Origin of the sequence: Nocardia sp. NPDC003269, from assembly GCF_042888005.1 — a bacterium.
Classification (GTDB): domain Bacteria; phylum Actinomycetota; class Actinomycetes; order Mycobacteriales; family Mycobacteriaceae; genus Nocardia.
In genome coordinates this window covers 1685907-1708006 of the sequence record NZ_JBIAPA010000003.1, presented here as the reverse complement: position 1 = coordinate 1708006, position 22100 = coordinate 1685907, and the positions used below count along the sequence as shown (strand labels likewise).

At 70.8% G+C, this 22100-nt stretch carries 21 protein-coding genes; 9 read left to right on the top strand and 12 right to left on the bottom strand.

Annotation, left to right across the window (positions count from 1 at the left end; all coding sequences use genetic code 11):
- Positions 1 to 3 precede the first annotated feature (3 nt).
- On the bottom strand, positions 4 to 660 hold the full coding sequence (locus ACFYWJ_RS27910) for a TetR/AcrR family transcriptional regulator (RefSeq protein ID WP_355281089.1): 657 nt from the start codon (positions 658 to 660) through the stop codon (positions 4 to 6).
- Between the two features lie 102 nt (positions 661 to 762).
- Here ACFYWJ_RS27910 and ACFYWJ_RS27905 point away from each other — a divergent pair, with 102 nt between their 5' ends.
- From ACFYWJ_RS27905 to ACFYWJ_RS27885, 5 genes are all read left to right on the top strand, one after another.
- Positions 763 to 1599, top strand: coding sequence for an SDR family NAD(P)-dependent oxidoreductase (locus ACFYWJ_RS27905; RefSeq protein WP_355281091.1), 837 nt, complete (start codon positions 763 to 765; stop codon positions 1597 to 1599).
- 24 nt (positions 1600 to 1623) lie between these two features.
- A complete protein-coding gene (locus ACFYWJ_RS27900; protein WP_355281093.1) occupies positions 1624 to 2547 on the top strand; it encodes a ferritin-like domain-containing protein in 924 nt (307 codons plus the stop codon).
- Positions 2544 to 3113 carry an NAD(P)/FAD-dependent oxidoreductase gene (locus ACFYWJ_RS27895; protein WP_355281094.1) on the top strand — a complete coding sequence of 190 codons (570 nt, stop codon included), beginning with the start codon at positions 2544 to 2546 and terminating at the stop codon, positions 3111 to 3113. Before ACFYWJ_RS27900 ends, ACFYWJ_RS27895 begins: the two co-directional genes overlap by 4 nt.
- Positions 3110 to 4594, top strand: a complete 1485-nt coding sequence (locus ACFYWJ_RS27890) for an NAD(P)/FAD-dependent oxidoreductase (protein ID WP_355281096.1) — start codon at positions 3110 to 3112, stop codon at positions 4592 to 4594. The genes ACFYWJ_RS27895 and ACFYWJ_RS27890 overlap by 4 nt, the downstream gene beginning before the upstream one ends.
- A gap of 104 nt (positions 4595 to 4698) precedes the next feature.
- Positions 4699 to 5421 (top strand): HAD family hydrolase, encoded by a 723-nt coding sequence (locus ACFYWJ_RS27885; protein ID WP_355281097.1) that lies wholly within the window; start codon positions 4699 to 4701, stop codon positions 5419 to 5421.
- 4 nt (positions 5422 to 5425) lie between these two features.
- Here the strand turns inward: ACFYWJ_RS27885 and ACFYWJ_RS27880 are convergent, their stop codons facing one another.
- From ACFYWJ_RS27880 to ACFYWJ_RS27850, 7 genes are all read right to left on the bottom strand, one after another.
- The gene (locus ACFYWJ_RS27880; RefSeq protein ID WP_387162217.1) at positions 5426 to 5896 is read right to left on the bottom strand and encodes a cupin domain-containing protein; all 471 of its coding nucleotides are present in this window, start codon (positions 5894 to 5896) and stop codon (positions 5426 to 5428) included.
- 157 nt (positions 5897 to 6053) lie between these two features.
- The gene (locus ACFYWJ_RS27875) at positions 6054 to 8231 is read right to left on the bottom strand and encodes an MMPL family transporter (protein ID WP_387161506.1); all 2178 of its coding nucleotides are present in this window, start codon (positions 8229 to 8231) and stop codon (positions 6054 to 6056) included.
- Entirely contained in the window at positions 8228 to 9424 is a 1197-nt protein-coding gene (locus ACFYWJ_RS27870) for a peptide synthetase (protein ID WP_355281101.1), read from the bottom strand. The genes ACFYWJ_RS27875 and ACFYWJ_RS27870 overlap by 4 nt, the downstream gene beginning before the upstream one ends.
- Before the next feature lie 31 nt (positions 9425 to 9455).
- Positions 9456 to 10499, bottom strand: a complete 1044-nt coding sequence (locus ACFYWJ_RS27865; RefSeq protein ID WP_355281102.1) for an NAD-dependent epimerase/dehydratase family protein — start codon at positions 10497 to 10499, stop codon at positions 9456 to 9458.
- A complete protein-coding gene (locus tag ACFYWJ_RS27860) occupies positions 10496 to 12157 on the bottom strand; it encodes a fatty acid CoA ligase family protein (protein ID WP_355281103.1) in 1662 nt (553 codons plus the stop codon). The genes ACFYWJ_RS27865 and ACFYWJ_RS27860 overlap by 4 nt, the downstream gene beginning before the upstream one ends.
- Entirely contained in the window at positions 12154 to 13059 is a 906-nt protein-coding gene (locus ACFYWJ_RS27855) for a hypothetical protein (protein ID WP_355281105.1), read from the bottom strand. The genes ACFYWJ_RS27860 and ACFYWJ_RS27855 overlap by 4 nt, the downstream gene beginning before the upstream one ends.
- A gap of 8 nt (positions 13060 to 13067) precedes the next feature.
- On the bottom strand, positions 13068 to 14117 hold the full coding sequence (locus tag ACFYWJ_RS27850) for a 3-oxoacyl-[acyl-carrier-protein] synthase III C-terminal domain-containing protein (protein WP_355281107.1): 1050 nt from the start codon (positions 14115 to 14117) through the stop codon (positions 13068 to 13070).
- A 522-nt stretch (positions 14118 to 14639) separates the two neighbouring features.
- On the opposite strand from ACFYWJ_RS27850, the gene ACFYWJ_RS27845 reads away from it, so the two are divergent.
- Positions 14640 to 15185 carry an AAA family ATPase gene (locus ACFYWJ_RS27845; protein ID WP_355281109.1) on the top strand — a complete coding sequence of 182 codons (546 nt, stop codon included), beginning with the start codon at positions 14640 to 14642 and terminating at the stop codon, positions 15183 to 15185.
- Here the strand turns inward: ACFYWJ_RS27845 and ACFYWJ_RS27840 are convergent, their stop codons facing one another.
- A complete protein-coding gene (locus tag ACFYWJ_RS27840; RefSeq protein ID WP_355281110.1) occupies positions 15186 to 16196 on the bottom strand; it encodes an MsnO8 family LLM class oxidoreductase in 1011 nt (336 codons plus the stop codon).
- Between the two features lie 144 nt (positions 16197 to 16340).
- Here ACFYWJ_RS27840 and ACFYWJ_RS27835 point away from each other — a divergent pair, with 144 nt between their 5' ends.
- From ACFYWJ_RS27835 to ACFYWJ_RS27825, 3 genes are all read left to right on the top strand, one after another.
- Positions 16341 to 16772 carry a DUF779 domain-containing protein gene (locus ACFYWJ_RS27835; RefSeq protein WP_355281112.1) on the top strand — a complete coding sequence of 144 codons (432 nt, stop codon included), beginning with the start codon at positions 16341 to 16343 and terminating at the stop codon, positions 16770 to 16772.
- A 150-nt stretch (positions 16773 to 16922) separates the two neighbouring features.
- A complete protein-coding gene (locus ACFYWJ_RS27830) occupies positions 16923 to 17489 on the top strand; it encodes a hypothetical protein (RefSeq protein WP_355281114.1) in 567 nt (188 codons plus the stop codon).
- Positions 17490 to 17629: 140 nt separating this feature from the next.
- Entirely contained in the window at positions 17630 to 18865 is a 1236-nt protein-coding gene (locus ACFYWJ_RS27825; RefSeq protein WP_355281115.1) for a cytochrome P450, read from the top strand.
- Between the two features lie 42 nt (positions 18866 to 18907).
- On the opposite strand, the gene ACFYWJ_RS27820 is transcribed toward ACFYWJ_RS27825, so the two are convergent.
- The 3 genes from ACFYWJ_RS27820 to ACFYWJ_RS27810 are packed head-to-tail and all read right to left on the bottom strand — an operon-like array spanning position 18908 to position 22034.
- Positions 18908 to 20170 carry a cytochrome P450 gene (locus ACFYWJ_RS27820; protein WP_387161516.1) on the bottom strand — a complete coding sequence of 421 codons (1263 nt, stop codon included), beginning with the start codon at positions 20168 to 20170 and terminating at the stop codon, positions 18908 to 18910.
- Positions 20171 to 20217: 47 nt separating this feature from the next.
- Positions 20218 to 20637 (bottom strand): roadblock/LC7 domain-containing protein, encoded by a 420-nt coding sequence (locus ACFYWJ_RS27815; RefSeq protein WP_355281117.1) that lies wholly within the window; start codon positions 20635 to 20637, stop codon positions 20218 to 20220.
- Positions 20634 to 22034 carry an ATP-binding protein gene (locus tag ACFYWJ_RS27810; RefSeq protein ID WP_355281119.1) on the bottom strand — a complete coding sequence of 467 codons (1401 nt, stop codon included), beginning with the start codon at positions 22032 to 22034 and terminating at the stop codon, positions 20634 to 20636. Before ACFYWJ_RS27810 ends, ACFYWJ_RS27815 begins: the two co-directional genes overlap by 4 nt.
- Positions 22035 to 22100 lie beyond the last annotated feature (66 nt).

The window sequence follows — 22100 nt, the reverse complement described above, 5'->3', positions numbered from 1 at the left end:
TACTTATCTGTGGTCGCCGATGATCTCCGGCGGGAGGAACATCGTGGCCAGCTGGGCGGCGATGGCGCTGGTGTGGTCGATGATGCGGTCGGCGTCGACGTCGAGGACGCCGGTGCGCCAGGCCGAGAGCAGTTCGATGAAGCCGCCGATGCCGGTCAGGGTGCTCATCCGGATGTCGGTCTCGTCGACGCCGGGGCGCAGGTAGGGCCAGGCGGCGGCGATCAGCAGGTCGGTGGCGTCGGTGAGCATGGTCTTGCGGCGCTGCTCGAGTACGGCGCTGCCCGCGTGATCGGCGAGCAGGATGCGGGCGCGCCCGCGCGGATCGGCCTGCAACTCGACCGCGCGGGTGATCGCCGCGCGCATGACCTCGAGCGGCGTGCGATTCTCGGTCTCGGCGAGTACGCAGGCCAGATCGGCGAAGACCTCGGCGCACACCTCGTCCCAGACCGCCGCCAGCAGTTCGTCGCGGTCGGCGAAATGCTCGTAGAAGTAGCGGTCGTTGAGGGAGGTCCGCTGGCAGACACCGCGCATCGTCACCGCGGCCCAGCCGTTATCCAGCCAGATCGTCAGGGCGGCGTCGACCAGGCCGGCGCGTCGCTGCGCCCTGCGCTGGTCGGCGGTCAGCCCGCCCCAGGTTCGTGCCGGTGCGCGCACATCCATGGTTGACAAAGTACTCCGTCGCGAGCCTAATTGGTGTCAGGTGCGGCCAATGGTGGCAGATGCCACCAATTCGAGTCGTACCGGGTCGACCCGGGAGTTGCCATGCGACTGTTTCCCTTCGGCGGACGCCGCCGGACCACGAGCGCCGACGCCGTGGTGACCGGCGCGGGCAGCGGCATCGGGCGGGCCTTCGCCGTGGAACTGGGCAGGCGCGGCGGCCGTGTGGTCTGCTCCGACCTCGACCCCGACAGCGCGGCCGAGACCGCCGGACTCGTCGAAGGCGCGGGTGGGAAGGCGATCGGCACCGCCTGCGACGTCACCGCGATCACCGAGGTCACCCGGCTCGCCGCCACCGCCCAGGACTGGTTCGGCGGCGCGCCCACCGTCGTGGTCAACAACGCGGGCATCGGCGCGGGCGGCCCGGTGATCGGGGAATTCGCCCTCGACGACTGGCAGCGCACGCTCGGCGTCAACCTGTGGGGCGTGATCCACGGCTGCCACGTCTTCGCGCCGATCCTGCGGGCGGCGGGACGCGGGGCGATCGTCAACGTCGCCTCGGCGGCCGCGTTCGGCGCCGCGCCGCGGATGGCGGCCTACAACGTCAGCAAGGCGGGCGTGCTCGCGCTCTCGGAGACCTTGTCGGCGGAGCTGGCAGGCACCGGCGTCGGCGTCACCGTGCTGTGCCCGACGGGCGTGAAAACCAATATCATGCAGGCGGATTCGCCGATGGACGAGACCGCCGAGCGGCTCGGCGGACTGCTCCTGCGCTGGACCGGCCGCGCGCCGTCGACCATCGCCCGCGCCACCCTCGACGCCGTCGACCACGGCGAGCTGTACGTGGTGCCGCAACTCGAGGCCAAGGTGCTCTGGCAGGCCAAACGCTGGATGCCCGCGACCTACACCCGTTCGGCCGGCCTGCTGGAGCGGGTCGTGCGCTGATCCATCACCGAAGGAGATCGAACAATGACGTTCGCCTATCCCGACATGCTCGCCACCGTGCGCGCCAAGCAGTGGGCCCTGGCCGACATCGACTGGGACGCACCGGGTGCCGACACCATCACCGACGAGCAACGCCCCCGGCTGGCCACCTTCATGGCCGATCTGGTGTGGATCGAACACGTCGGCGCGCGCGGGTTCGCTGCGCTGGTGCACCAGGCACCGCCGGGCCCGCTGCGCGAGATCTACCGGTACTTCCACGCCGAGGAACAGAAGCACGCCAATGCCGAACTCGCGCTGATGCGCCGGTGGGGGATGCTCGACGGCGACGCGATGCCGGTGCCCAACAAGAACATTCGCCTGGTGATCAGCTGGCTCGACCGCTACGCCGACCAGTTGAGCCTGCCGGTCCTCGGCACCGTCATCCCCTCGCTGGAGACGGCATTGGACGGCGCGCTGGTGAAGTTCCTGCTCGACGAGGTCGACGACCCGGTGTGCCACGAGGTGTTCCGCCATATCAACAACGACGAATCCCGGCACCTGGCCGTCGGTTTCCAGGTGCTCGAACAGCTCGGGGCCGGTCCGATCCGCCGGATCGCCATCGAGACGGCCGGTTTCGCCGTGCGCCCGTCGTTCGTGCTCGGCGCGCTGCTGTACGCGCCGCTGCTGTCGCGGATGTCGACCAACATCATCGCCCTCGGGCTCGACGAGGAGAAGCTGTGGCAGGCGGTGCGCCGCTACGAGAACGTCGGCGAGCGCAGCCCCGCGATCCGGCGGGTGCCGCTGTATCACGTGGTGAAGACGCACGGTAAGGCCACGATTCACCGTCGTCAGCCGTTCCAGCTGCTGGCCGACGTGTCCAACGCCTGCATCGACCGGTTCCCGGTGCGGATGCTGGGCCGCAGGCCGTCCTGGTCCGACGAGCTCACCTACGAACCGGTGGCGAAATGACCACGCTCCGTTTCGCCGAGACCTTCACCGGCCGTCAGCTGCACCGCACCACCTTCCTCCCGCGCCACGAATTCACCGGCAGCCGGGTGGCGATCGTCGGTGGCGGGGCCGCGGCCGCGCGCCTGCTGCCCGGCATCGCCGCGGAGGCCGCGCGGGTGACGGTGTTCCAGACCGACGCGGTGTGGATCCTGCCGCGCGCGCCACTGCCCGGCGCCGCGGTCCTGCGCGGGCTGCCCGAACCGGTGGTCCGCCTGGCCGCGCGGATCAATCTGCGTGTCCAGGTGCATGATTCGTGGCTGCGGCACCGGCTCACCCCGGACGAGGACGCCGGCGTCGCCGTGCACAACAGCTACTACCGCACGCTACGCCGACCCCATTGCGCCCTGGTGACCTGGCCGATCGCGCGGCTGGTCCCGCTGGGCGTGCGCACGGTCGACGGAATCGAGCACCGGGTCGACACCATCGTCTACGCCGAGGACGCCGGGCACGTGGTCCGCGTCCTCGCCCGGCGCGGCCGCACCCACTACTCGCCCGAATTCGCCGGCACGACGAAGGAGATCGCATGACCACCACCGGGATCGACCACGAGATCGTCATCGTCGGGGCCGGATTCTCCGGCATCGGCGCCGCGATCGCGTTGCGCAATGCCGGATTCGACGACTTCCTGATCGTCGACGAAGCCGACGGCGTCGGGGGAACCTGGCACTGGAACACCTATCCCGGTGTCGCCGTGGATATCCCGTCGTTCAGCTACCAGTTCTCGTTCGAGCAGCGCACCGACTGGTCACGGGTCTACGCGCCGGGCCGCGAACTCAAGGCCTACGCCGAATCCTGCGTGGACAAGTACGAGCTGCGGCCCCACATCCGCTTCGGCACCACGGTGACCGGGGCCGACTTCGACGAGCGGGACCGGCGCTGGGTGCTGCGCACCGCCGACGGCACCGAGCTGACGGCGCGGTTCGTGATCAGCGCGACCGGTGTGCTCACCCGGCCCAAACTGCCCGATATCCCCGGTGTCGAGGACTTCGCCGGGGTCACGATGCACACCTCGCGCTGGGACCACCGCCAGGATCTGCGCGGCAAGCGGGTCGCGATCATCGGCACCGGGGCCTCGGCCGTGCAGGTCGTTCCCGAGATCGCCCCGGAGGTCGAGCGGCTGACGGTGTTCCAGCGCACGCCGATCTGGTGCCTGCCGCGACCCGACATGCCCTTGCCGCTCCCCGCCCGCCTGGCGCTGAAGGTGCCGGGCGGACGCACCCTGACGCGGCTGGTGAGCCAGACCTACGTCGAGTTCACCTTCCCCCTCGCCGCCCACTACCACCGCTCGCTGCCGACCGCCGCGATCGGCGAACGCGCCGGCCTGGCCCATCTGCGCCGCCAGGTGAAGGACCCGGCGATCCGGGCGGCGCTGACCCCGAAATACGCGCTCGGTTGCAAGCGGCCCAGCTTCTCCAACGACTATCTGTCGACCTTCAACCGGTCGAACGTGACCCTGGAGACCGCGGCGATCAGCGCGATCACGTCCACCGGGGTGCGCACCGAGGCGGGCGTCGAACACCCCGCCGACGTGCTGATCCTGGCGACCGGCTTCAAGGTGATGGAGTCGGGCAACATGCCGACCTACGACCTGCACGGCGTCGGCGGCCGCGATCTGGAGACCTGGTGGGACGAGAACCGCCTGCAGGCCTACGAGGGGGTCAGCGTGCCCGGCTTCCCCAATTTCTTCTCCATCATCGGCCCCTACGGCTACAACGGCGCGTCCTACTTCACCCTGATCGAGAATCAGACCCGCCACATCCTGCGCTGCCTGCACCACGCCCGCAGCACCGACGCCGAGCGCATCGAGGTCACCGAGGAGGCCAACGACCGCTACTTCCGGGAGATGCTCGCCCGCCGCGGCGGTCAGGTGTTCTGGCAGGACAGCTGCGCCACCGCCAACAGCTACTACTTCGACAAGCACGGCGATGTCCCGCTCCGGCCCGCCTCCACCCTCGAAGCCGCCTGGCGCAGCGGCCATTTCGCCCTCACCGACTACGTCTTCAGCTAGCGGACGGCGCCGCGGCCGCAGGCGGGGCCGCGGCGCCGTGACGACGTATGCGATGCTCGGGGCCAGGTGACGCCGGGGGAGCGTCGGAACGGAAAGGGGTGCCCATGCCGATCCGCGGTGTGCTCTTCGACGTCGACGACACGCTGTTCGACTACTCGTCCTCGGAGGCGGCCGGGCTGCTCGCGCACCTGCGCCAGGACGGCTCGCTCGATCGGTTCGCCGACCCCGCGGCGGCGGTGGCGCTCTGGCGCGAGATCACCGAGCTCGAATACACCCGGTTCGTCGTCGGGGAACTCTCCTTCCCCGAGCAGCAGCGGGCCCGCGCCCGCACGTTCCTGTCGCGGCTGCGCGGCGTCGCGCCCACGGCGGTGACCGATCCCGACGCGTTGGCCTGGTTCACCGGGTTCGCCGCCCATCGCCGGGCCGCCTGGTCGGCGTTCCCGGACGCCGAGCCGGTCCTGCGGCAGCTGGCGCCCGGCTACCGGCTCGGCATCGTCTCGAACGCCGCGGTGCCCCAGCAACAGCGCAAGCTCGCGGCCGTGGGACTGCTCGACTACTTCGGGGACCGGGTGGTCTGCAGCGAGGAGCACGGCGCGCCGAAGCCGGAGCCCAGCATCTTCCTGGCCGGCTGCGCCGTGCTCGGGCTCGCACCGGACGAGGTCGCCTACGTCGGCGACAAGTACGCGGTCGACGCCGTCGGCGCGCACGACGCGGGCCTGCGATCGTGCTGGCTCGACCGCGCGAACACCCACTCCCACACCGAGATCCGCGACGGCATCCACGTCATCGCCAGCCTCGAACACCTCCCGCCCCTGCTGACGGGCTAGGTCCTCAGCTGCGGAAGTCCGCGAAGTCGAACCCCGGCGCGACAACACAGCTCACCAGGACCTCCTCGTCGCCGGCGGGCCGCGCGGCCTGCCAGTGACCGCCCGGGACCACGTACTGCACCTGCTGACCGGCGTCGACCAGCGGACCCAGGGTCACCACCGTCGCGGTGCCCGGCGCGTCGCCGTCACCACCCAGGCTGAGCTCGAGCGGCCCGCCCCGGTGCCACAGCCACACCTCGTCGGAACGCACCGCGTGCCAGATCGAGTGTTCGCCGGGCGGCAGCAGGAACAGGATCCCGGTCGCGGCCGCCCGGGCACCCGGATAGCCGGCGGGTGCGAACGTGTGCGCGCTGCGCCAGGTCTCCCGATACCAGCCGCCCTCCGGATGCGGTCGCAGATCCAGTGCCGCCGCCGTCGACGGCCGACGCAGCACCTCGGAGTGCCGTCCGTCCGGTCCACGCCGCACCCAGCGCACGTCCTCGACGGCGGCGACCGGCACGCTCTCGGCGGCCGAACCGGGCCCGGGCACGGTCAGCACCAGCACCTGGGCGGTCGTTGGCAGGGTGTCGGCGGCGCGCAGCGCGGCCGCGTCGTCGGCGGCGTGGAGGACCTCCGCGCCGATCCGCAGCCGGTCATCGGCCGACTGCCACCTCTCGCGGGTCGTCACGATCATCAGAGCTGTCCTGCGGTAAAGAGTCGGGCTGTCTCCATGGTGCGCTCCGGCGCGTGTTCGTGCACCCCGGCGACCGGGCGGCTCGCCACGGCAGCCACCAATTGGCGGGGCCCATCAGCTGCACGAGGGCGGGGACGAGGAGCATGCGGACCAGCGTGGCGTCCAGGACCAGGGCGATGATCATGCCGAGGCCGAGGAAGCGCATCGGCGTCAGCGGCGAGAGCGCGAAGGCGCCGGTGACCAGCACGAGCAGGACGGCGGCCGCGGTGATGACGCGGGCGGTCTTCACCGTGCCGACGCGCACGGCGGTCGCGGTGTCGGCGCCCGCGCGGTGGGCCTCGGCCATGCGGGAGAGCAGGAACACCTCGTAGTCGGTGGACAGGCCGAAGACGACCGCGATGATCAGCACCAGCATGCCCGCCGGGATCGGCCCGGCCGTGATGCCGAGCGGGCCGGCGAGGTGGCCGTGGTAGAAGATCATCGTCAGCACGCCGAAGGTGGCCGCCAGGCTGAGGAACGCCATCGCGACGGCCTTGAGCGGCAACATGATCGAGCGGAACGCGACCGTCAGCAGCACCATCGTGGCCAGCACCATCACCGCGATCATCAGCGGCATCCGCCCGACCGTCGACGCCACGGTGTCGACGGTCGCCGCGGTATCACCACCCACCGCCAGCGTCGTGCCCGCCGGTGGTTCCAGCGCCCGCAGGGCGTGGACGGCGGCGGTCGCGTCCACGCTGCGGTCGGCGGCGGTGAGGAAGGCGTGCAGGACGACGACATCGTCGGCGCGCCCGACCTGCACGACATCGCCGACGCCGGGGACCGCGTCGACCTCGTCGAGCACGGTGGCGACCGCGGCCGACTGCGGTGGGCCGTCGATACCGCGGAGCAACACGGTCGCGCCGCTCGCCGCGGCCGGGAAGGTCGCGGTGAGCTCGTCGACCGTGCGGCGCATCTCGCTGTCGGGCGGCAGGGCGCGGTGGTCGATGTCGCCGAGCCGGATGCCGGTCAGCGGTGCGGCCAGGGCGAGCAGGATCGCGCCGACGACGACGGTGACCACGCCGGGGCGCCGCAGCACGGCGTCGACCACCCTGGTCCAGAAGTGCTCGGTGCGGGTCGTCGGCCTGGCCCGTCCGATCCGGGTGCCGAACAGCGCCAGCAGGGCGGGCAGCACCGTCAGCGACAGGCCGGCGGCCATGGCCACCGCCGCGATGGACCCGATGCCCAGCGACCGCAACACCGCCTGCGGGAACACGAAGGTCCCGGCGAACGCGCACATCAGCAGCAGCGCCGACAGCGCGACGGTGCGCCCGGCGGTCGCGTAGGTGCGGGCGATGGCCGCGGGCACGTCGCGGCTCTCGGCGTACTCCTCGCGGAATCGGTTGACCAGGAACAGCCCGTAGTCGATGGCCATGCCGAGGCCGAGCAGCGAGGCGATGTTCACCGCGAAGGTGGTCACCTCCGTGGTCTCGGTGAGCAGCCGGATCACCCCCAGGGACCCGGCGACCGCGAGCGCGCCCACCAGCACCGGCAGGGCACCGGCGAGCAGCCCGCCGAACACCAGCACCAGGATCAGCAAGGTCAGCGGCAGGGAGATCGACTCCGCCACCACGAGATCGCGCTGCGAGCGCGCGACGATCTCGGAGTTCAGTGCGCTGTAGCCGGAGAGCCGGGTGTCGACGCCGGGTACCCGGAGCGCGTCGGCGATGGCGGGAAAGGCGGCGATGCGCGCGGTGTCGTCGCCCGCGGCGAACACCACCGCCACGGCGTGGCGCCGATCCGGCGAGACCAGGAAGTTCCGCATCGGCGCGGCAGCCTGCCAATAGCTCTGCGTCGGCCGCGCCAGCAGGGCCGGGTCGATCCGGTCCAGTGCCGCGGTGACCTGCGGCCCGATCTCGTCGACGGTCCGGCCGTCCGGCGCGGTGTAGAGCGCGATCACATTGGGACTCTGCGGACCGAACCGCGCCGTGACCACCCGGTCCACCAGCGCCGACTCGCTGCCCTGATCGGCGAAACCCCCGGCGCTGAGCCGCTGGGTGACATCGGCGCCGAAGGCCGCGCACAGCCCGATGAATACCACGACGACGGCCAGTACCGCGCGCGGCCGGGCGGTGACCAGGCGGGCCAGCACCGTCACAGCGTGCGGTCCAGCCGGGCCGGTGCGGATTCGAGCATCCCCACGATCCGGTCGAGCAGTGCCTCGAGCCGGGCCTCCACCCCGTCGCCGTTGCGCGCCGACACCGTCAGATCGGTCCGGCCGTCGAATTCGGTGAGCCCGAACAGCAGTGGCATCGCGACACTGTGCTGGGGCAGCACATACAGCCCCGTCGGCCGGAAGCCGGGCACGGCCAGCTCGTCGGCGGTGAAGCGGCCCATGTGGGACACGGTGGCCGAGGCCAGGTTCCGGCCGAAGCGGGCACCGAGCCAGTTCGTCGTGTGCAGGACACCACGATTGATCGGGTCGGGCACCAGGGTGATCCGGGTGTTCGCGAGCTGGTTCAGTTCGCGCCGTTCGCGCAGGCCGGTCGTGATCTGCTCCTTGATCGACGTCCAGTCGCTGCCGGACTCGATATCGAGGAACAGCGGCAGGGCCAGATTGGCGGTCGAGCGCAGCGCCGGATCGTGCCTGCGCAGGTCGACCGGCATCATGATGCGCGAGGTCCCCGGAGTCTCGGCGGCCAGCAGCGCGCAGACCCGGGCCAGCGCGCCGGGGGCCGCGGCGTCGATCCGCCGGTGCCGCAGCAGATGCCGCGCCACACCGCGTCGCTGCCTGCCGCGGGCGGTCGCGCTGCGGTAGCGCGGCACCATCGCCGCCGGCTTGCCCGGCGCGCCGACCCGGTCCACGAGTTCCTGGTCGGCTACCGGGTCGAGCTGGGGGATCGGGTCCTCCCCGCGCAGCGCGCGCAGGACGTTGGTCACCCACAGCACCATGCCCATGCCGTCCATCACGCCGTGGAAGACCCGGAAGACCAGTGTCACCGGCGCGCCGGTCAGCAGCAGCACCTCGACCGTGGTCTCCGGCGTCGGGCCGATCGGGCTGGTGAGCACCGGGTCGGACTCGAGGGCGGTCGCGGGGAGCACATGGCCCGGCACCACCCGGACCGCGGGCGCGGTGCCGGCGTCGACCCAGTCGGTGCCGCGACGCACCAGTCGTGCGCCCGGGGTCACCGTCGCGGCCAGCGCCACCGCGCGGCGCAGCCGGTCGGGGTCGAGGTCGCCGTCGCCGGGGACGACCAGCTGCATGAGGAACGGCGGCGCGAGGTCGCGCATGGGGAAGTACATGCGCTCGGTCGTCGAGATCGGGCGACGGAAGGTGCTGCTGCCGTTCATGATTGCCTCCGGTGCGTCGGTCGTGCGGTGACTACCGCAGGTCCCTGGTGAGCGTTTCGATGCCACCCTCGGCATCGAGCCAGGTGAGGAATCCGGCCAGCCCGGTGTCGCGATCGATGACCGGCGTATAGCCGAGATCGCGGCGGGCGGCGCCGGTGTCGTAGGTGGCGCTGCGGGTCATCAGCGCGACGGCGTACCGCGACAGCGGCGGCGACCAGCGGGTGGCCACGGCCGGGATGCGCCACACGGCCTCGACGGCCGCCACGACGGCGGTGAGCACGCGGCGGTTCGGCCTGCGCGAGGGCGGCGCGTAACCGAGCCGGGACGCGACCGCGCCGAGAAACGCCCACACATCGGTCTTCTCGGCATCGGCCACGAAATACGCCCGGCCGCCGACGGATTCCGCCGTGAGCGCGAGCACGCACGCGCGCACGATGTTGTCCACGTGGCACAGCGACGCCTCGACCGTGCGGCCGTAGGACAGATCCGGCAGCGACCCGGTCGCGGTCCGGCCGAGCAGCCGCACGATCGGTCCCGAACGGTCACCCGCGCCCCAGATCGCCCGCGGCCGCAGCGCGACAGTGGTGAAGCTGTCGGTGTTCGCGGCGAGCACGGACCGTTCGGCGGCGGCCTTGGTCTCGGAGTAGAAGTTCAGGTAGCGGTGCGGGTAGGGCAGCGATTCGTCGACGTCGAGCTGGTCGCCGCCGTCGCGGTCCATCAGCGCGCTCGGACTGGACACGAAGACGAACCGGGCCGCGCCACCGCGCCGGGCCGCGTCGAGCAACGTCTCGGTGGCGGTCACGTTCTCCGCCCAGAAGCGGGCCCTGGTGCCGCGTTCGTCGACCCGGGCCGCGCTGTGCACCACGACGTCGATGCCCGCGGTCGCGCGGGCCAGCGAGGCCGGGTCGGCGAGGTCGCCGTACACGACCGTGACCCGCTCGCGGGCCGGGCCGAGATCGTCGAGCACGCTGGTGGGCCGCACCAGGATCGACACGTCGTGGGCGCCCTCGGCGACCAGCGCGCGCACGAGCGCGCCACCGAGGAACCCGGACGCGCCGGTGACCAGGACCTTCATCGCTGTGACTCCTGTTTCTTCGCCGCCCACCGGGCGAGTTCCTCACGACCGATCTTGGCGTTGTGCCGGATGTCGACCGGGAACCCGGGATGGACGAGGAACTCCGTGACGGGCGCCGTGATCTCGAATTCCACGGCGCGGGTGCGCAATCGGGTCAGGGCGGCCGCCGGATCGGCACCGGGTTCGAGCTCGACGCACAGCACCGGCCGCTGGATACCGCGCGCGCCGAGGCCGACGAGCGCGGTCCGCGCGACCCCGGGCACCACATTGAAGACCTGCTCGACCTGCACGGTGAACATCGGCCCGCGCGCGGTCTCGACCCGCTGACTCTTGCGCCCGCAGAACCAGATCCGGTCCTGCTCGTCGATCCAGCCCAGGTCGCCGGTGCGATGCCAGGTGCGGTCGCCGTCGGCGATCTTGCCCGCCGCGTTGGCCGCCGCGGGCCAGTAGTAGCGGGTGCTGACATTCGGGCCGGTGACGACGATCTCGCCCACCGCGCGCGGCCCGGCCGGGTGAACCGCCTCATTCCAGTCGGTCACCGGATCGTCGGTGATCGCGAGCAAGCGCACCTCGACCCGATCGGCGGCGCGGCCGATGCAGGTGCCGTCCCCCTGGTGGGCGCGCTCGACCAGTCCGTCGAGCAGTTCCCTGGACTCGATGGTCGACATCGGCAGCGCCTCGGTCGAGCCGTAGCCCGCGTAGATCTCGGCGTCGGGACTCAGGACTTCGCGCAGCCCCGCGACGCACCAATCCGGCACCGGCGCACCGCCGGAGAACACGCTCGACAGCGTGCTCAGCTCGGCCGGGTGCGCGCGCAGGTGCTCGAGCAGCGGGATGAGCAGGGCGGGGGAGGCGAACATGGTGCGCACGTCGAAGCGGTCGATCGCGTCCACCACGTGTGCCGGATCGGTCGACCCGACCTTGCTCGGAATCAGCGGCGGCAGCACGCAGCGCGCGCCGAGCAGCAGATCGAGCACGCCCACCAGCGGCAGGGTGATCAGCGAGGTCCCCGGCGGGGTCCCGCCGCGCGCGGCGTGCACCTGCTCCACCATCGCGGCCAGATTGCCGTGGGTCAGCTCCACCGCCTTGGCCGGACCCGTACTGCCGGTGGTGAATCCGATGATCAGCACGTCCTCGGGTGCGGCGGCCACCCGCTCGGGCAGCGGGCCCGACGGTGTCCGGCCCCAGGCCCGCAGCGTGGGTCCGCCCCAGAACCAGCGGCGTCCCACCGTCAGCGTGGTGCGCACGCGACGGAAGCTGCGCGGGAACAGCACTCGCAGCGCGTGCGCCGGGGGAATCCCGATGAACGCCTCCGCCTCGACCGCGCGCAGGCAGTGCACCATCCGGCGCACACCCATGCCCGGGTCGATCACCACCGGCACCGCGCCGATCTTCAACAGCGCGAACAGGATCGCGTACAGCTCCGCGCTCGGCAGCACCAGCACGATGGTCCTGGTCCCGCTGCCCACCCCCGAACCGAGGAGCTGCTCGGCGATCGCGTCCGACCACAGATCCAGCTCCTGGTAGGTGATCCGCCGGTAGTCGGGCAGACCGGCGGCGGTCTGCCCGTCGGGGTAGATCACCGCGGCCCGATCGGGTTCGGCCTGCGCGAAACGCCGGAAGTCGTCGATGGTCCGCCAGTAGGTCGCCGTCGTCACGCGGTGGTCTCCGCGGGTAGTCGGTACAGGGTGGCGGCCGCCGACGGACCCGCGCCCGCCGCGACGAACAGCACGTGGGTGCGGCCGGTCAGCGAGCGCTCGGCGACCGCGCGGTCGTAGGCCAGCGGCAGCGCGGCGGTGTGCGGGTCGCCGTCGGTGAGGTCGGGCGTGCGCACCGCGTCCTGGTCGATGCCGAGGGCGTCGGCGAGCCGCTTCGGGAAGTGCGGGGTCGGCGTCGAGGCGATCAAGACCAGGTCGGCCGGGTCGATCTCGGCGGCGGCGAGGGCGGCGCGCGCCGCGTCGCAGGCGACGGCCAGGATCCGGTCCTCGAAATCGGCGTCGCGCTCGATGGTCATCAGGCTGCGGCCGATCGCGCCCATGGTCGCGGTGTCGACATAGGCGACCTCGGCGGGACTGCCCGTCGACCGCGCGGAGTGCACCGGCCCGAACCCCTCCGGGCCGTCGACCCGCTCGAGCAGCAGCGCGGCACCGGCGGTCGCATAGGGGAATTCGGCGTCGGCCGTGCCGCGGGTGAGCGAGGGATGGGTGTCGCCCGCGACGACGAGCACGTGCTCGGTGCTGCCGGTGGCGAGCACCGACCCGGCGACCCGGACGGCGTCGAGCACCCCGACGGCGCCGTTCATCAGGTCGAAGGAGAACGTCCGCGGATCGTCCCTGGTGTAGTCGAGGCCGATGCCCGCCGCCTTCTGGATCAGCGCGGAGACCGCCGGTTCGACCGTGTTCGAGTCACGGAAGATCCCGGTGTTGATCAGCACGCCCACCTGCTCGGGCCGGATATCGGCTCGCTGCAGGCATTGCCGCGCGGCGCGGCCGCTGTGCTCGACGATGCTGTGGGTGTCGGCGGCCCTGCTGGCGCCGGTGGCTCGGATACGCACGCCCATGACGAACCTCAGACCTTCAGCGAAGAGATGGTGGTGGACAGGAAGCCGGCGACGACGCCGGAGGCGGCCGGAACCATGAGGAGCTTGGACCCGGTCTCGATGCGCTGCTCCGACAGCTGGTCGTGCAGCACGATGAAATGCGAGGTGGTCGAGGTGTTTCCGTACTTCTCGATCACGTTCAGGTCCGGCGGCATCGGGGTGCCGAACTCGCGGGCGGCGACGCCGTTGATGTACGGCACGGCCGCCGCGCCGAACTGGTGATGAATGATGTAGTCGAACTGCTCGTCGGCGAAGGTGCGGCCCCGCTGTTCGAGGAAGGTGCCCTGCGCGTCCGGCCACAGCATGAACCTGGCCTCGTTGTGCATCTTGCGGTTGTCGGTGTAGAGCGCGACACCTGCCGATTTGTCGCTGGGCATGCCCAGGCACAGGTGCGAATGCTCGGCGGCGGTGAACAATTCGACGTAGTGGATCATGTCCGCCTCGTCGACGGCCTGATCGAGCACGACCGCGCACCCCGAGTCGCCCACCGACAGCGAGGCGAACTGCAGGTCGTACTTCTCGGAGATCTCGTTCACGGCGGTGTCGGCGATCGGGGTGATCGACTCACCGCTGACGACCATGCCGTTGCGCACCACACCCGCCCGGATCATCCGGTCGAGAATGTAGGTGCCGGTGAGCATTCCGGCGCAGGCGTTGGACACGTCGAAGGTGATCGCCGCGTCGGCGCCGAGCGCCTGGGCGATCGTCGAGGCGAACGAGGGCTCCATGTACATGCGGGTGCCCTGATTGCTGCGGGTGATCGAACAGGAGATGATCACGTCCAGTTCGCTCGCGGCATAGCGCGACCTGGTCAAGCAGTCCTGCGCGGCGTGCACGGCCAGCGCGAACGAGTCCTGCATGGCGTCGGGCGCGGTGTCGCGCACGCGCCGTTCCTTGATCCCGGTGATCCGCTCCAGATCGAACGAGGGCGGTACTTTCAAACGGGAAATCAATTCGGCGGTGGAGACGATATTCGACGGAAGATATGCGCCGATCGACTCGAAACGTGAATGCAACACGTGAACTCCTCCAACGTCTGTAAGTGCGCCTGGGATCATTTCCGACCGTCGGTGGGACGGAACCCTACCGGAGAAAAAGCATTCGCCCGGAAGCGATCTGAACGGCTGTGGACGGGCGCACGACCATCGATGCACCTATGTGTGACCGAAAGTCTTGGCTATGCGGCTATCACTGGAGAAGTGATGTTGAGCAGCGGTGATGCAGTCGTTTACGGCGTATGGGCAGAGGGTGGCTATCGCTCCGGTGCGCGGTCGCGAGCGGGTCGGGTGCCGCGTCGGCGAGGGTTCGGAGTGAGGGACCTCACGAATGAACTCCGGACGGAATGTATCGCCGGGACCACACCTTTTGTCACCGAGGCAAAATGGCCGCCGGGAAGTTTGTCGCGAGAGGAAAACCCGCCGCGCCGACAAACTCTGTGGCCCAGCACACCATCGGCGGCGTAGCCTCGTCGGCACCGTACGGGCGCGGCCCGATGGCAGCTGTCCTGACCATCGGCCGCGCGATCAGGAAGGGGCTGCCGCGTGACCGGGTCGCTGCCACAGGTCATCGTTCTTCTCACCGGGATCCAGGCCGCGGGGAAGTCGACCATCGCGCAGATGCTGGCCGAGCGGCTACCCCGCTCGGTGCATGTGCGCGGGGATGTCTTCCGGCGCATGGTGATCAACGGCCGCGAGGAGATGGCGCCGGAGCCGTCCGAGGAAGCCGTGCGGCAGTTGCGCCTGCGGCACCGGCTGACGGCGGCGACCTGCGACGAGTACTTCCGGGAGGGCTTCACGGTGCTGGCCCAGGACGTCGTCCTCGGCGAGCACCTGCCGGAGATGATCGAGCTGATCCGGCATCGGCCGCTGCTGGTCGTGGTGCTCGCGCCCCGGCCGGACGCCATCGCGGCCAGGGAAGCGGCCCGGGGCAAGGACGCGTATCACCGGTGGACCATCGACCTGCTCGACGACGGTCTGCGCAACCACACGCCCCGGCTCGGGCTCTGGCTCGACACCTCCGAGCAGACGCCGGAGCAGACCGTCGAGGAGATCTTGGCGAGGGCGTGGACCGAGGCCGCGGTCGGCTGATCAGTGGGCGGCGGCGCGCAACCCCGCCAACCGTGCCAGCCGCCGATGCGAATCCAGCCGTGCCGTCCGATCGAAAGTGCTCGTGTGGACGAGGATTTCCTCGGCGCCGGTCTGGGTAATCAGTTGTCCCAGCGCGGCGGCGACTTCCGCTTCGGAACCGTGGATCTGGTCGTCGAGTGCCCGCTCGAAGAGCTCACGCTGCCGGGCGGTCATCGTCGTGGCGTCGATCTCCTCGGGGGAGAGCAGCGCCGGGAATTCGCCCCGGGTGCGTGAATACGCGCTCGACCACGCCTCGGGGAGCAGGAGCCGGTGTGCCAGCGCGGTCGTGTCGGCGATCATCACGGTCGCCGACACGATCACATACGGCTGCTCGGCTCGTGCCGACGGCCGGAACTCGGCGCGGTAGCGCTCGATCGCCCGCACCATCGCCGCCCGGCCGCCGACCTGCGCGATGACCAGCGGCAGCCCGAACCTGGCCGCCCGCTCGGCGCCCGAACCGGTCGCCAGCAGAAAGGTCGGCAGGTGCGCGCCCTCGGCCGCTCCGGCGTGCACGCCGAAGCGGCCCGCGGCGAAATAGTCGAGCAGTTCGCCCAGGTCGGCGTCGAAATCCTCGGCATCGGCCCGATCGTGGGCGAGCGCCCGGCGCACACCGTCGGTGAAGCCCACCGAGCGCCCCAGACCCATATCGATCCGCCCGGGGAACAGCGATGCCAGCACACCGAACTGCTCGGCGACAACCAGGGGCTGATGATTGGGCAGCATGACACCGCCGGTCCCGACCCGGATCCGAGCGGTGGCCGCCGCGACCGCCGCGGCCAGCACCGTCGGTGCGGTGCCTGCGACACCGGGCACGCTGTGATGTTCGGCGACCCAGAACCGGTGATATCCCCACCGCTCGGCCAGCTGGGCGAACTCGACGGTGTCGCGCAGCGCGTCGGCGTGAGACTGGCCACGCCGGACACGCGAGCGATCCAGGATCGAGAGGCGGGTTGCCTCGGGTATCGGGGTCATATCCCTGTCAACGCCGCGTGTCGCGGGGGATTCCACGGCGGGTCGCGGCTTCGCAAGATTCGATCGGCACCAACGTTGGACCAACCTTGCCCACCCATAGTGTCTGGCGACCCCGACAACCGAGATCTTCCCGAGGAGCGCACCATGCCTTACCAAGCCGGGTCCGGACGCCGTGAGCGGCCTCCGCACGTTCATGCCGCGAACCACCGTCATCGAGCCATCGACACGACCGAGGACGCCCGTCACGTGCTGCAACTGCTGACCGCCATGCACGGACCCGTCGTCCTGTACCTCCCGCCCGACTCCGACGGTCACACCCCGATCTGTGTGCGCCGCACCGACTTCCACGCGGACGACGGCGACGTCCTGGCGGGCCAGACCGCCTGGCACACGGAATTCTGGCTCGCTGAGCGCTTCCACGTCGGGTTGGAGGACCTCGACGTCGGCATCGATGTCCGCACCGCGCCCGCCGCCGATCGCCGGAGCGCTTCGCTGGAATCCTCCTGCGGCTTCCGCTTCACCCTGCGCATCGAGAGCGCACAGGCGACGACGGACCTCGTCGAGGAGGCCTCCTAGCACTGCGACGGCCGACGGGGGGTTGTCGGTGGGTGTGGTTACCCTGCCGGGATGGTCGGACTGGACCCGGCGTTGCGCCGGTTGACGCGGGATGTGGGAAAGCTGCTGCAGCCATACGGTTTTCGTGGATCGGAAGCCAGATGGACGCAGGTGGCTGCGGGTGGGGTGGCGTCGGTCGGCCGCGGCCGGGTCCAGCGGAGCTGGACCGACGGTCAGCAGGAGGTCCGATTCGGGCTGGAGGTGAGCGCGACGCCGACGGCGTGGTGGGAGTTCGGCGACTGGTGCAGGCAGCGGCTGGGTGGTCTGCCCACGACGCTCGCTGACGCGACCGGGCCCGGACTCGTCGAACTGCGGGGGATACCCGCCGAATGCATCGAACCGTGGTCGCTGCGCGTCGATCCCACGGTCGACGGACAGCAGGTACGGCAGTCCGATATCGAGGCGCTGCGCGCGGAACTGCCGCGCCGGGTCCATGTCTACGCGCGCCGGGCGCTGCGCCTGCTGGAGCCGGACCGCTATCTGGACGAATTGCTCGCCGACCCCGACCCGGGGTCGCGCACCTGGGAAGCGGTCGTGGTGTTGCTGGCCGAGCGTGGCCCGGGGGACCGGCTCGACGAGGCGCTGGCACGGTACGAGACGTGTCTTCGGGCCGAGGACGCCCAGGTGGCGCCCGTGAATGCCCTTGCCTACGTGCGTGATCGCGTCGCCACCGCCTGAATGTCGCTGTCGCCGAGTCCCTGCGACCGGTCGGGCGTACCGGTAGCATCGCTAACCGAATCGGAAGGTTCAGTCCAGCAGTATGTTTCGATGCGATCGCCTGCATTGGGGTCCGGGAAACACCGGTGATCGAGAGGTTCATGGTGGAATCGGTAACGAGTCGGTTGGTAATCGATACAACAGGGGAAGACATCCAGGGGGAGAGCGCGCGCATCCGGGAGCAGGGCCCGGCGGTGCTGGTCGAGCTGCCCGGCGGGGTGCCGGCGTGGTCGGTCACCGACCAGGCGCTGCTGGAGAAGCTGCTGACCGATTCGCGGGTCTCCAAGGACGCCTCGCAGCATTGGCCGTCGTTCGTCGCGGGCGAGATCCCGCCCGACTGGCCGCTGTTCCTGTGGGTCGCGGTGTCGAACATGTTCACCGCCTACGGCGCCGACCACCGCAGGCTGCGCAGGCTGGTGGCGCCCGCGTTCACCGCACGCCGCACCGAGGCCATGCGGGAACAGGTCGAGCGGATCACCACCGACCTGCTCGACGCGCTGGCCGAGACCCCGCCGGGCGAGGCCGTGGATCTGCGGGAGCACTTCGCCTATCCGCTGCCGATCCAGGTGATCTCGGAGCTGATGGGCGTGCCCGAATCGCTGAACCCGGGCCTGCGGACGTGTGTCGACGGCATCTTCGACACCACGCTCACCCCGGAGCAGTCCCAGGCCAACTACCTGGAGATGTACCGGATCCTCGGTGAGCTGGTGGCCTTCCGCCGCGAGCACCCCGGCGACGACATCACCAGCCTGCTCATCTCGCAGCGCGACGAGGACGAAGGCGGCGCGCTCACCGAGGAAGAACTGATCGGCACCCTGCTGCTGGTCATCTCGGCCGGTCACGAGACCACCGTCAACCTCCTCGATCAGGCGATCATCGCGCTGCTCACCCGGCCCGCGGTGCTCGCCGAGGTCACGGCGGGCACGATCACCTGGGCCGACGTCGTCGAGGAGACGCTGCGCTACGAGTCGCCGGTCGCGCACCTGCCGTTGCGGTTCGCGGTGTCCGACATCGACATCGACGGCATCCACATCGCCCAGGGCGAGGCGATCCTGGCGAGTTACGCGGGCGCGGGACGTGACCCCAAGCGGCACGGCGAGACCGCCGACGAGTTCGATCCGACCCGGGCCGACAAGTCCCACATGGCGTTCGGCTACGGCGTGCACCACTGCCTCGGCGCGCCGCTGGCCCGGCTCGAGGCACTGGTCTCGCTGCCCGCGCTGTTCGAGCGGTTCCCCGCGATGAGTCTGGCGGCGCCGGTCGGCGAGCTGGGCACCGTGCCCAGCTTCATCTCCAACGGGCACAAGCACCTGCCGGTGCGCGTGCACGGCGAGTAACCGGCGGTGGTCCCTGCTCGGACGCCCGAGCAGGGACCACGCTCACCGCGTCGGTGTCGCGAGCGGCGGCGTCCTCGGGAAGCGCACCGGCAGGGCGGCCAGCGCGCGGTGGAACGGCCCGGGACGCCAGACCAATTCGGCCTCGGGCACCGCCAGTTCCAGCTCGGGCAGCGCGTCGAGCAGCTGATCGATCGCCTCCTGCGCGATCAGGTAGGCGGGGGACTTGGCCGGGCAGCCGTGCGGGCCCGTGCTCCACGCCAGATGCGCCCGGTTGTCCAGGAAGTCACCGCTGCCGATCGAGGGATCGTTGTTGCACGCGGCCATGCTGATCACCACCGGTTGGTGGGCGGGCAGCCACACGTCGTCGACCAGGATGGGCTGGCGCGGGTAGGTGGTGCAGAAGTTGGCCATCGGCGGATCGGTGTAGAGCACCTCGTCGAGCGCGTCGCGGGTGGACAGGCTGCCACCGAGCAGGCTGCCCGCGAAGCGGTGATCGGTGAGCATCAGCCGGATCGTGTTGAGGACCAGGTTGAGCATCGGCTCGATCCCGGCGCCGTACATGGTCAGCAGCTGGTTCATCAGCTCTTCGTCGTTGAGCTGCTGCGGGTGCTGCACGAGCCGGGTGGTGATGTCGTCGCCGGGGGTGGCCTGTTTGAGCCGCACCAGGTCGTAGAGCGCGTCCTCGAGCATCTGCGCGCCGCGGACCGCGGTGTCGCCGCCCTCGAACATCTGGGCCATCCCGGTGGCGACCCGTCCGCCGATCTCCTCGGGGACGCCGAGCATGGCGTTGATCGTCGCGAAGACGACCGGGAACGCGTACTGGCTCAGCAGATCCGCCGTGCCGTCGGCGCAGAAGCCGTCGATCACCGGCATCGCGATCTGTTCCACGGTCCGATGCAGCCGATACAGGTCGACGCCCGCCAGCCCGGCCACGGTCACCTGCCGGTACCGGACGTGTTCGGCGCCGCTGGTGCGAATCGCGTTGGGGCGGTAGCGCATCATCGGATACACCGGGCAGTCGACGGGGATCTCGCGCTGCCACATCCGCGGATCCGCCGGAAAATGGTCGGGGTCGTTGAGAATCTGTACCGCCGTGCGATAGCCGATCACCAGGGTGGCCGGGACACCGGGTACGAGATCCACCGGCACCAGCGAGCCGTACCGGTGCCGCATGGCGCGATAGGCGCTCTGCGGGTCGGCCGCGAATTCCGGCGAGTACAGCGGGACGCGATCCTGGCCGTCGCGCGAGTCCGGTGATACCGGGCAGCGGGTCAGGGCGAGGTCGAGCGGAAGATCGAGCGGCACCGCGGGTTCTCCTCTCGGTGGTACCAGGAAGGGCGTCGGGTCGGCCGTCACGCGGGCGACCGATCGCCGCGGCGCGGTGCCGTGCCCAGTTCGCGGCCGACCCGGGCCGCTAGCTCGTTCATCCGGTGCGCGACCAGGGCTAGGTCGACGTCGCTGCTCGTCGCGACCCCGAGCAGGGTGCCCGCGCCACCGGCGGTGATCAGCACCATGCCCTCCTCGTACTCGGTCATGTTCTGGCGCACCGGATTTCCTGGCTTGCCGCAGAACTCGCCGAGCGCCTTGCCCAGGGACCGCAGGCCGGAGGCGGCGGCCGCGAAACGCTCGGCCTCGTCGCGGGTGACACCGGCGGAGTGGGCGATGCGCAGCCCGTCGTCGGACAGCAGCACCGCGAAGCGCACACCGTCGAGCTCGAGGTCGTCGAGTAACCAGGCGAGCCGGTTGGTGCTGTCTGCGAGGGGAGTGCTCATCGGATGTCCTGCCCTTCCGTCGATTGCGCGGCCGCGGCGCGGCCGTGTCGGGAACCGCTGTGCCAGGCGGCGGCGAGTTCCGGCCTGCCCGGGGTGTCGGCGGTGTTCGCGCGGTCGTCGAGCGGGGCGACGTCTCGACGCCTGCGTTTGGGGAGCCCGCCGGTGGTCCGGCTGTCGGCGAGATCGTCCGGCGCGGGGGCGGCGGGCAGCGCCGCGGCGGGCCGGTGCCGACCGGTCGTCTCGGTCGCGGCGGCGAGCGCGGGCTGTTCGCGCAGCACGGGTTCCGGGTCGATGGGGCGTGGCTCGGCGACGACGAGCAGCGCCGCCGGGATGAAGACCATCGCCCGCGTTCCGCCGTAGATGTTGGGCCCGTCGACATAGGCGGCGAAGCCGTAGCGTCGGGCCAGCGCGGCGACACCGGGGAACCCGACGCGGGGCGACGGACCGAGCGAGTTGATGTCGACGGCGCGCTCCCCGGAGAGCACCTGACGCGCCTCCTCCATCTGCTCCTGGCTCATCCGCACGCCCGCGTCGTCGATGATCAGGGTGACGCCGTGATGCCCCTCCTGGAAGGAGATGTCGACGAACGAGGACGGCGGCGAGTAGCGCAGCGCGTTGTCGAGCAGCGTGGCCACGGTGTGGACCAGCGGTTCGACGGCCCGGCTCACGATCACCTGATCGCAGTTGCCCGACCGGATCCGCAGGTAGTCCCGCACCCGGCTGGTCGCGCCGCCGATCACCTCGTCGACGGTCTGCTGCGGCCAGCGCCTGCCGGGCAGGCCGCCGGAGACGATGACATAGGACTGCGCCTGCCGGATCATCTGCTGCACGGTGTGGTCGATCCGGCTCAGGATCGCGTAGACCTCGTCGTTGCGGTTCTCCCGCAACGCGTTGCTGACCACCTGGCCGACATCGGCGCCGAGGCTGACGACGGTGGTCCCGAACGAACGGACCGCGCTGTTGGTGGCCGCGCGCGCGTCGCCGGCGACCTGTGCGCGGGTCGCCGCCTCGGCCGCCTCGACCCGCGCGATGGCCCGTTCCTCGGCGGCCGCTTCGACGGCGGCGGTGGTGTCGTGGCGGACCTGGCGCAGGTCGGCGGCATGACCGACCGCGATCCTGGCCACCTTCTGCGCGAACGGCGAATCCTGGAGCAGCGCGGGAACTTCCGCCGTGACGATCGGTTCGGTGTGCTGGCGGATCGCGTCGGTGATGCGCGGCAGGGTGAGCTCGGCCAGCCGCGTCATCGCCTCCTCGTGGGCGTAGAGCTCACGTTCGGCCGCGTCGAGGCGATGGCGGACGCGGCGTTCATTGCGCAGCGCAAGGACCGCGACGGTCACCGCGCCCAGGAGCACCAGAGTGGCAAGAGAGAACAGGAGCACCGCGATTGTCGGAGTCATCGGTTCCTTCGTCGTCACCGACCGAAGAGCCCACGTGGCCGGCACCCCGCCGGTCTCTCCGGCGAG

Coding starts and splice junctions, on each gene's coding strand:
- ACFYWJ_RS27910 (WP_355281089.1), bottom strand. CDS start 660: ATGGATGTGCGCGCACCGGCACGAACCTGGGGCGGGCTGACCGCCGAC.
- ACFYWJ_RS27905 (WP_355281091.1), top strand. CDS start 763: ATGCGACTGTTTCCCTTCGGCGGACGCCGCCGGACCACGAGCGCCGAC.
- ACFYWJ_RS27900 (WP_355281093.1), top strand. CDS start 1,624: ATGACGTTCGCCTATCCCGACATGCTCGCCACCGTGCGCGCCAAGCAG.
- ACFYWJ_RS27895 (WP_355281094.1), top strand. CDS start 2,544: ATGACCACGCTCCGTTTCGCCGAGACCTTCACCGGCCGTCAGCTGCAC.
- ACFYWJ_RS27890 (WP_355281096.1), top strand. CDS start 3,110: ATGACCACCACCGGGATCGACCACGAGATCGTCATCGTCGGGGCCGGA.
- ACFYWJ_RS27885 (WP_355281097.1), top strand. CDS start 4,699: ATGCCGATCCGCGGTGTGCTCTTCGACGTCGACGACACGCTGTTCGAC.
- ACFYWJ_RS27870 (WP_355281101.1), bottom strand. CDS start 9,424: ATGAACGGCAGCAGCACCTTCCGTCGCCCGATCTCGACGACCGAGCGC.
- ACFYWJ_RS27865 (WP_355281102.1), bottom strand. CDS start 10,499: ATGAAGGTCCTGGTCACCGGCGCGTCCGGGTTCCTCGGTGGCGCGCTC.
- ACFYWJ_RS27855 (WP_355281105.1), bottom strand. CDS start 13,059: ATGGGCGTGCGTATCCGAGCCACCGGCGCCAGCAGGGCCGCCGACACC.
- ACFYWJ_RS27840 (WP_355281110.1), bottom strand. CDS start 16,196: ATGACCCCGATACCCGAGGCAACCCGCCTCTCGATCCTGGATCGCTCG.
- ACFYWJ_RS27835 (WP_355281112.1), top strand. CDS start 16,341: ATGCCTTACCAAGCCGGGTCCGGACGCCGTGAGCGGCCTCCGCACGTT.
- ACFYWJ_RS27825 (WP_355281115.1), top strand. CDS start 17,630: ATGGTGGAATCGGTAACGAGTCGGTTGGTAATCGATACAACAGGGGAA.
- ACFYWJ_RS27815 (WP_355281117.1), bottom strand. CDS start 20,637: ATGAGCACTCCCCTCGCAGACAGCACCAACCGGCTCGCCTGGTTACTC.
- ACFYWJ_RS27810 (WP_355281119.1), bottom strand. CDS start 22,034: ATGACTCCGACAATCGCGGTGCTCCTGTTCTCTCTTGCCACTCTGGTG.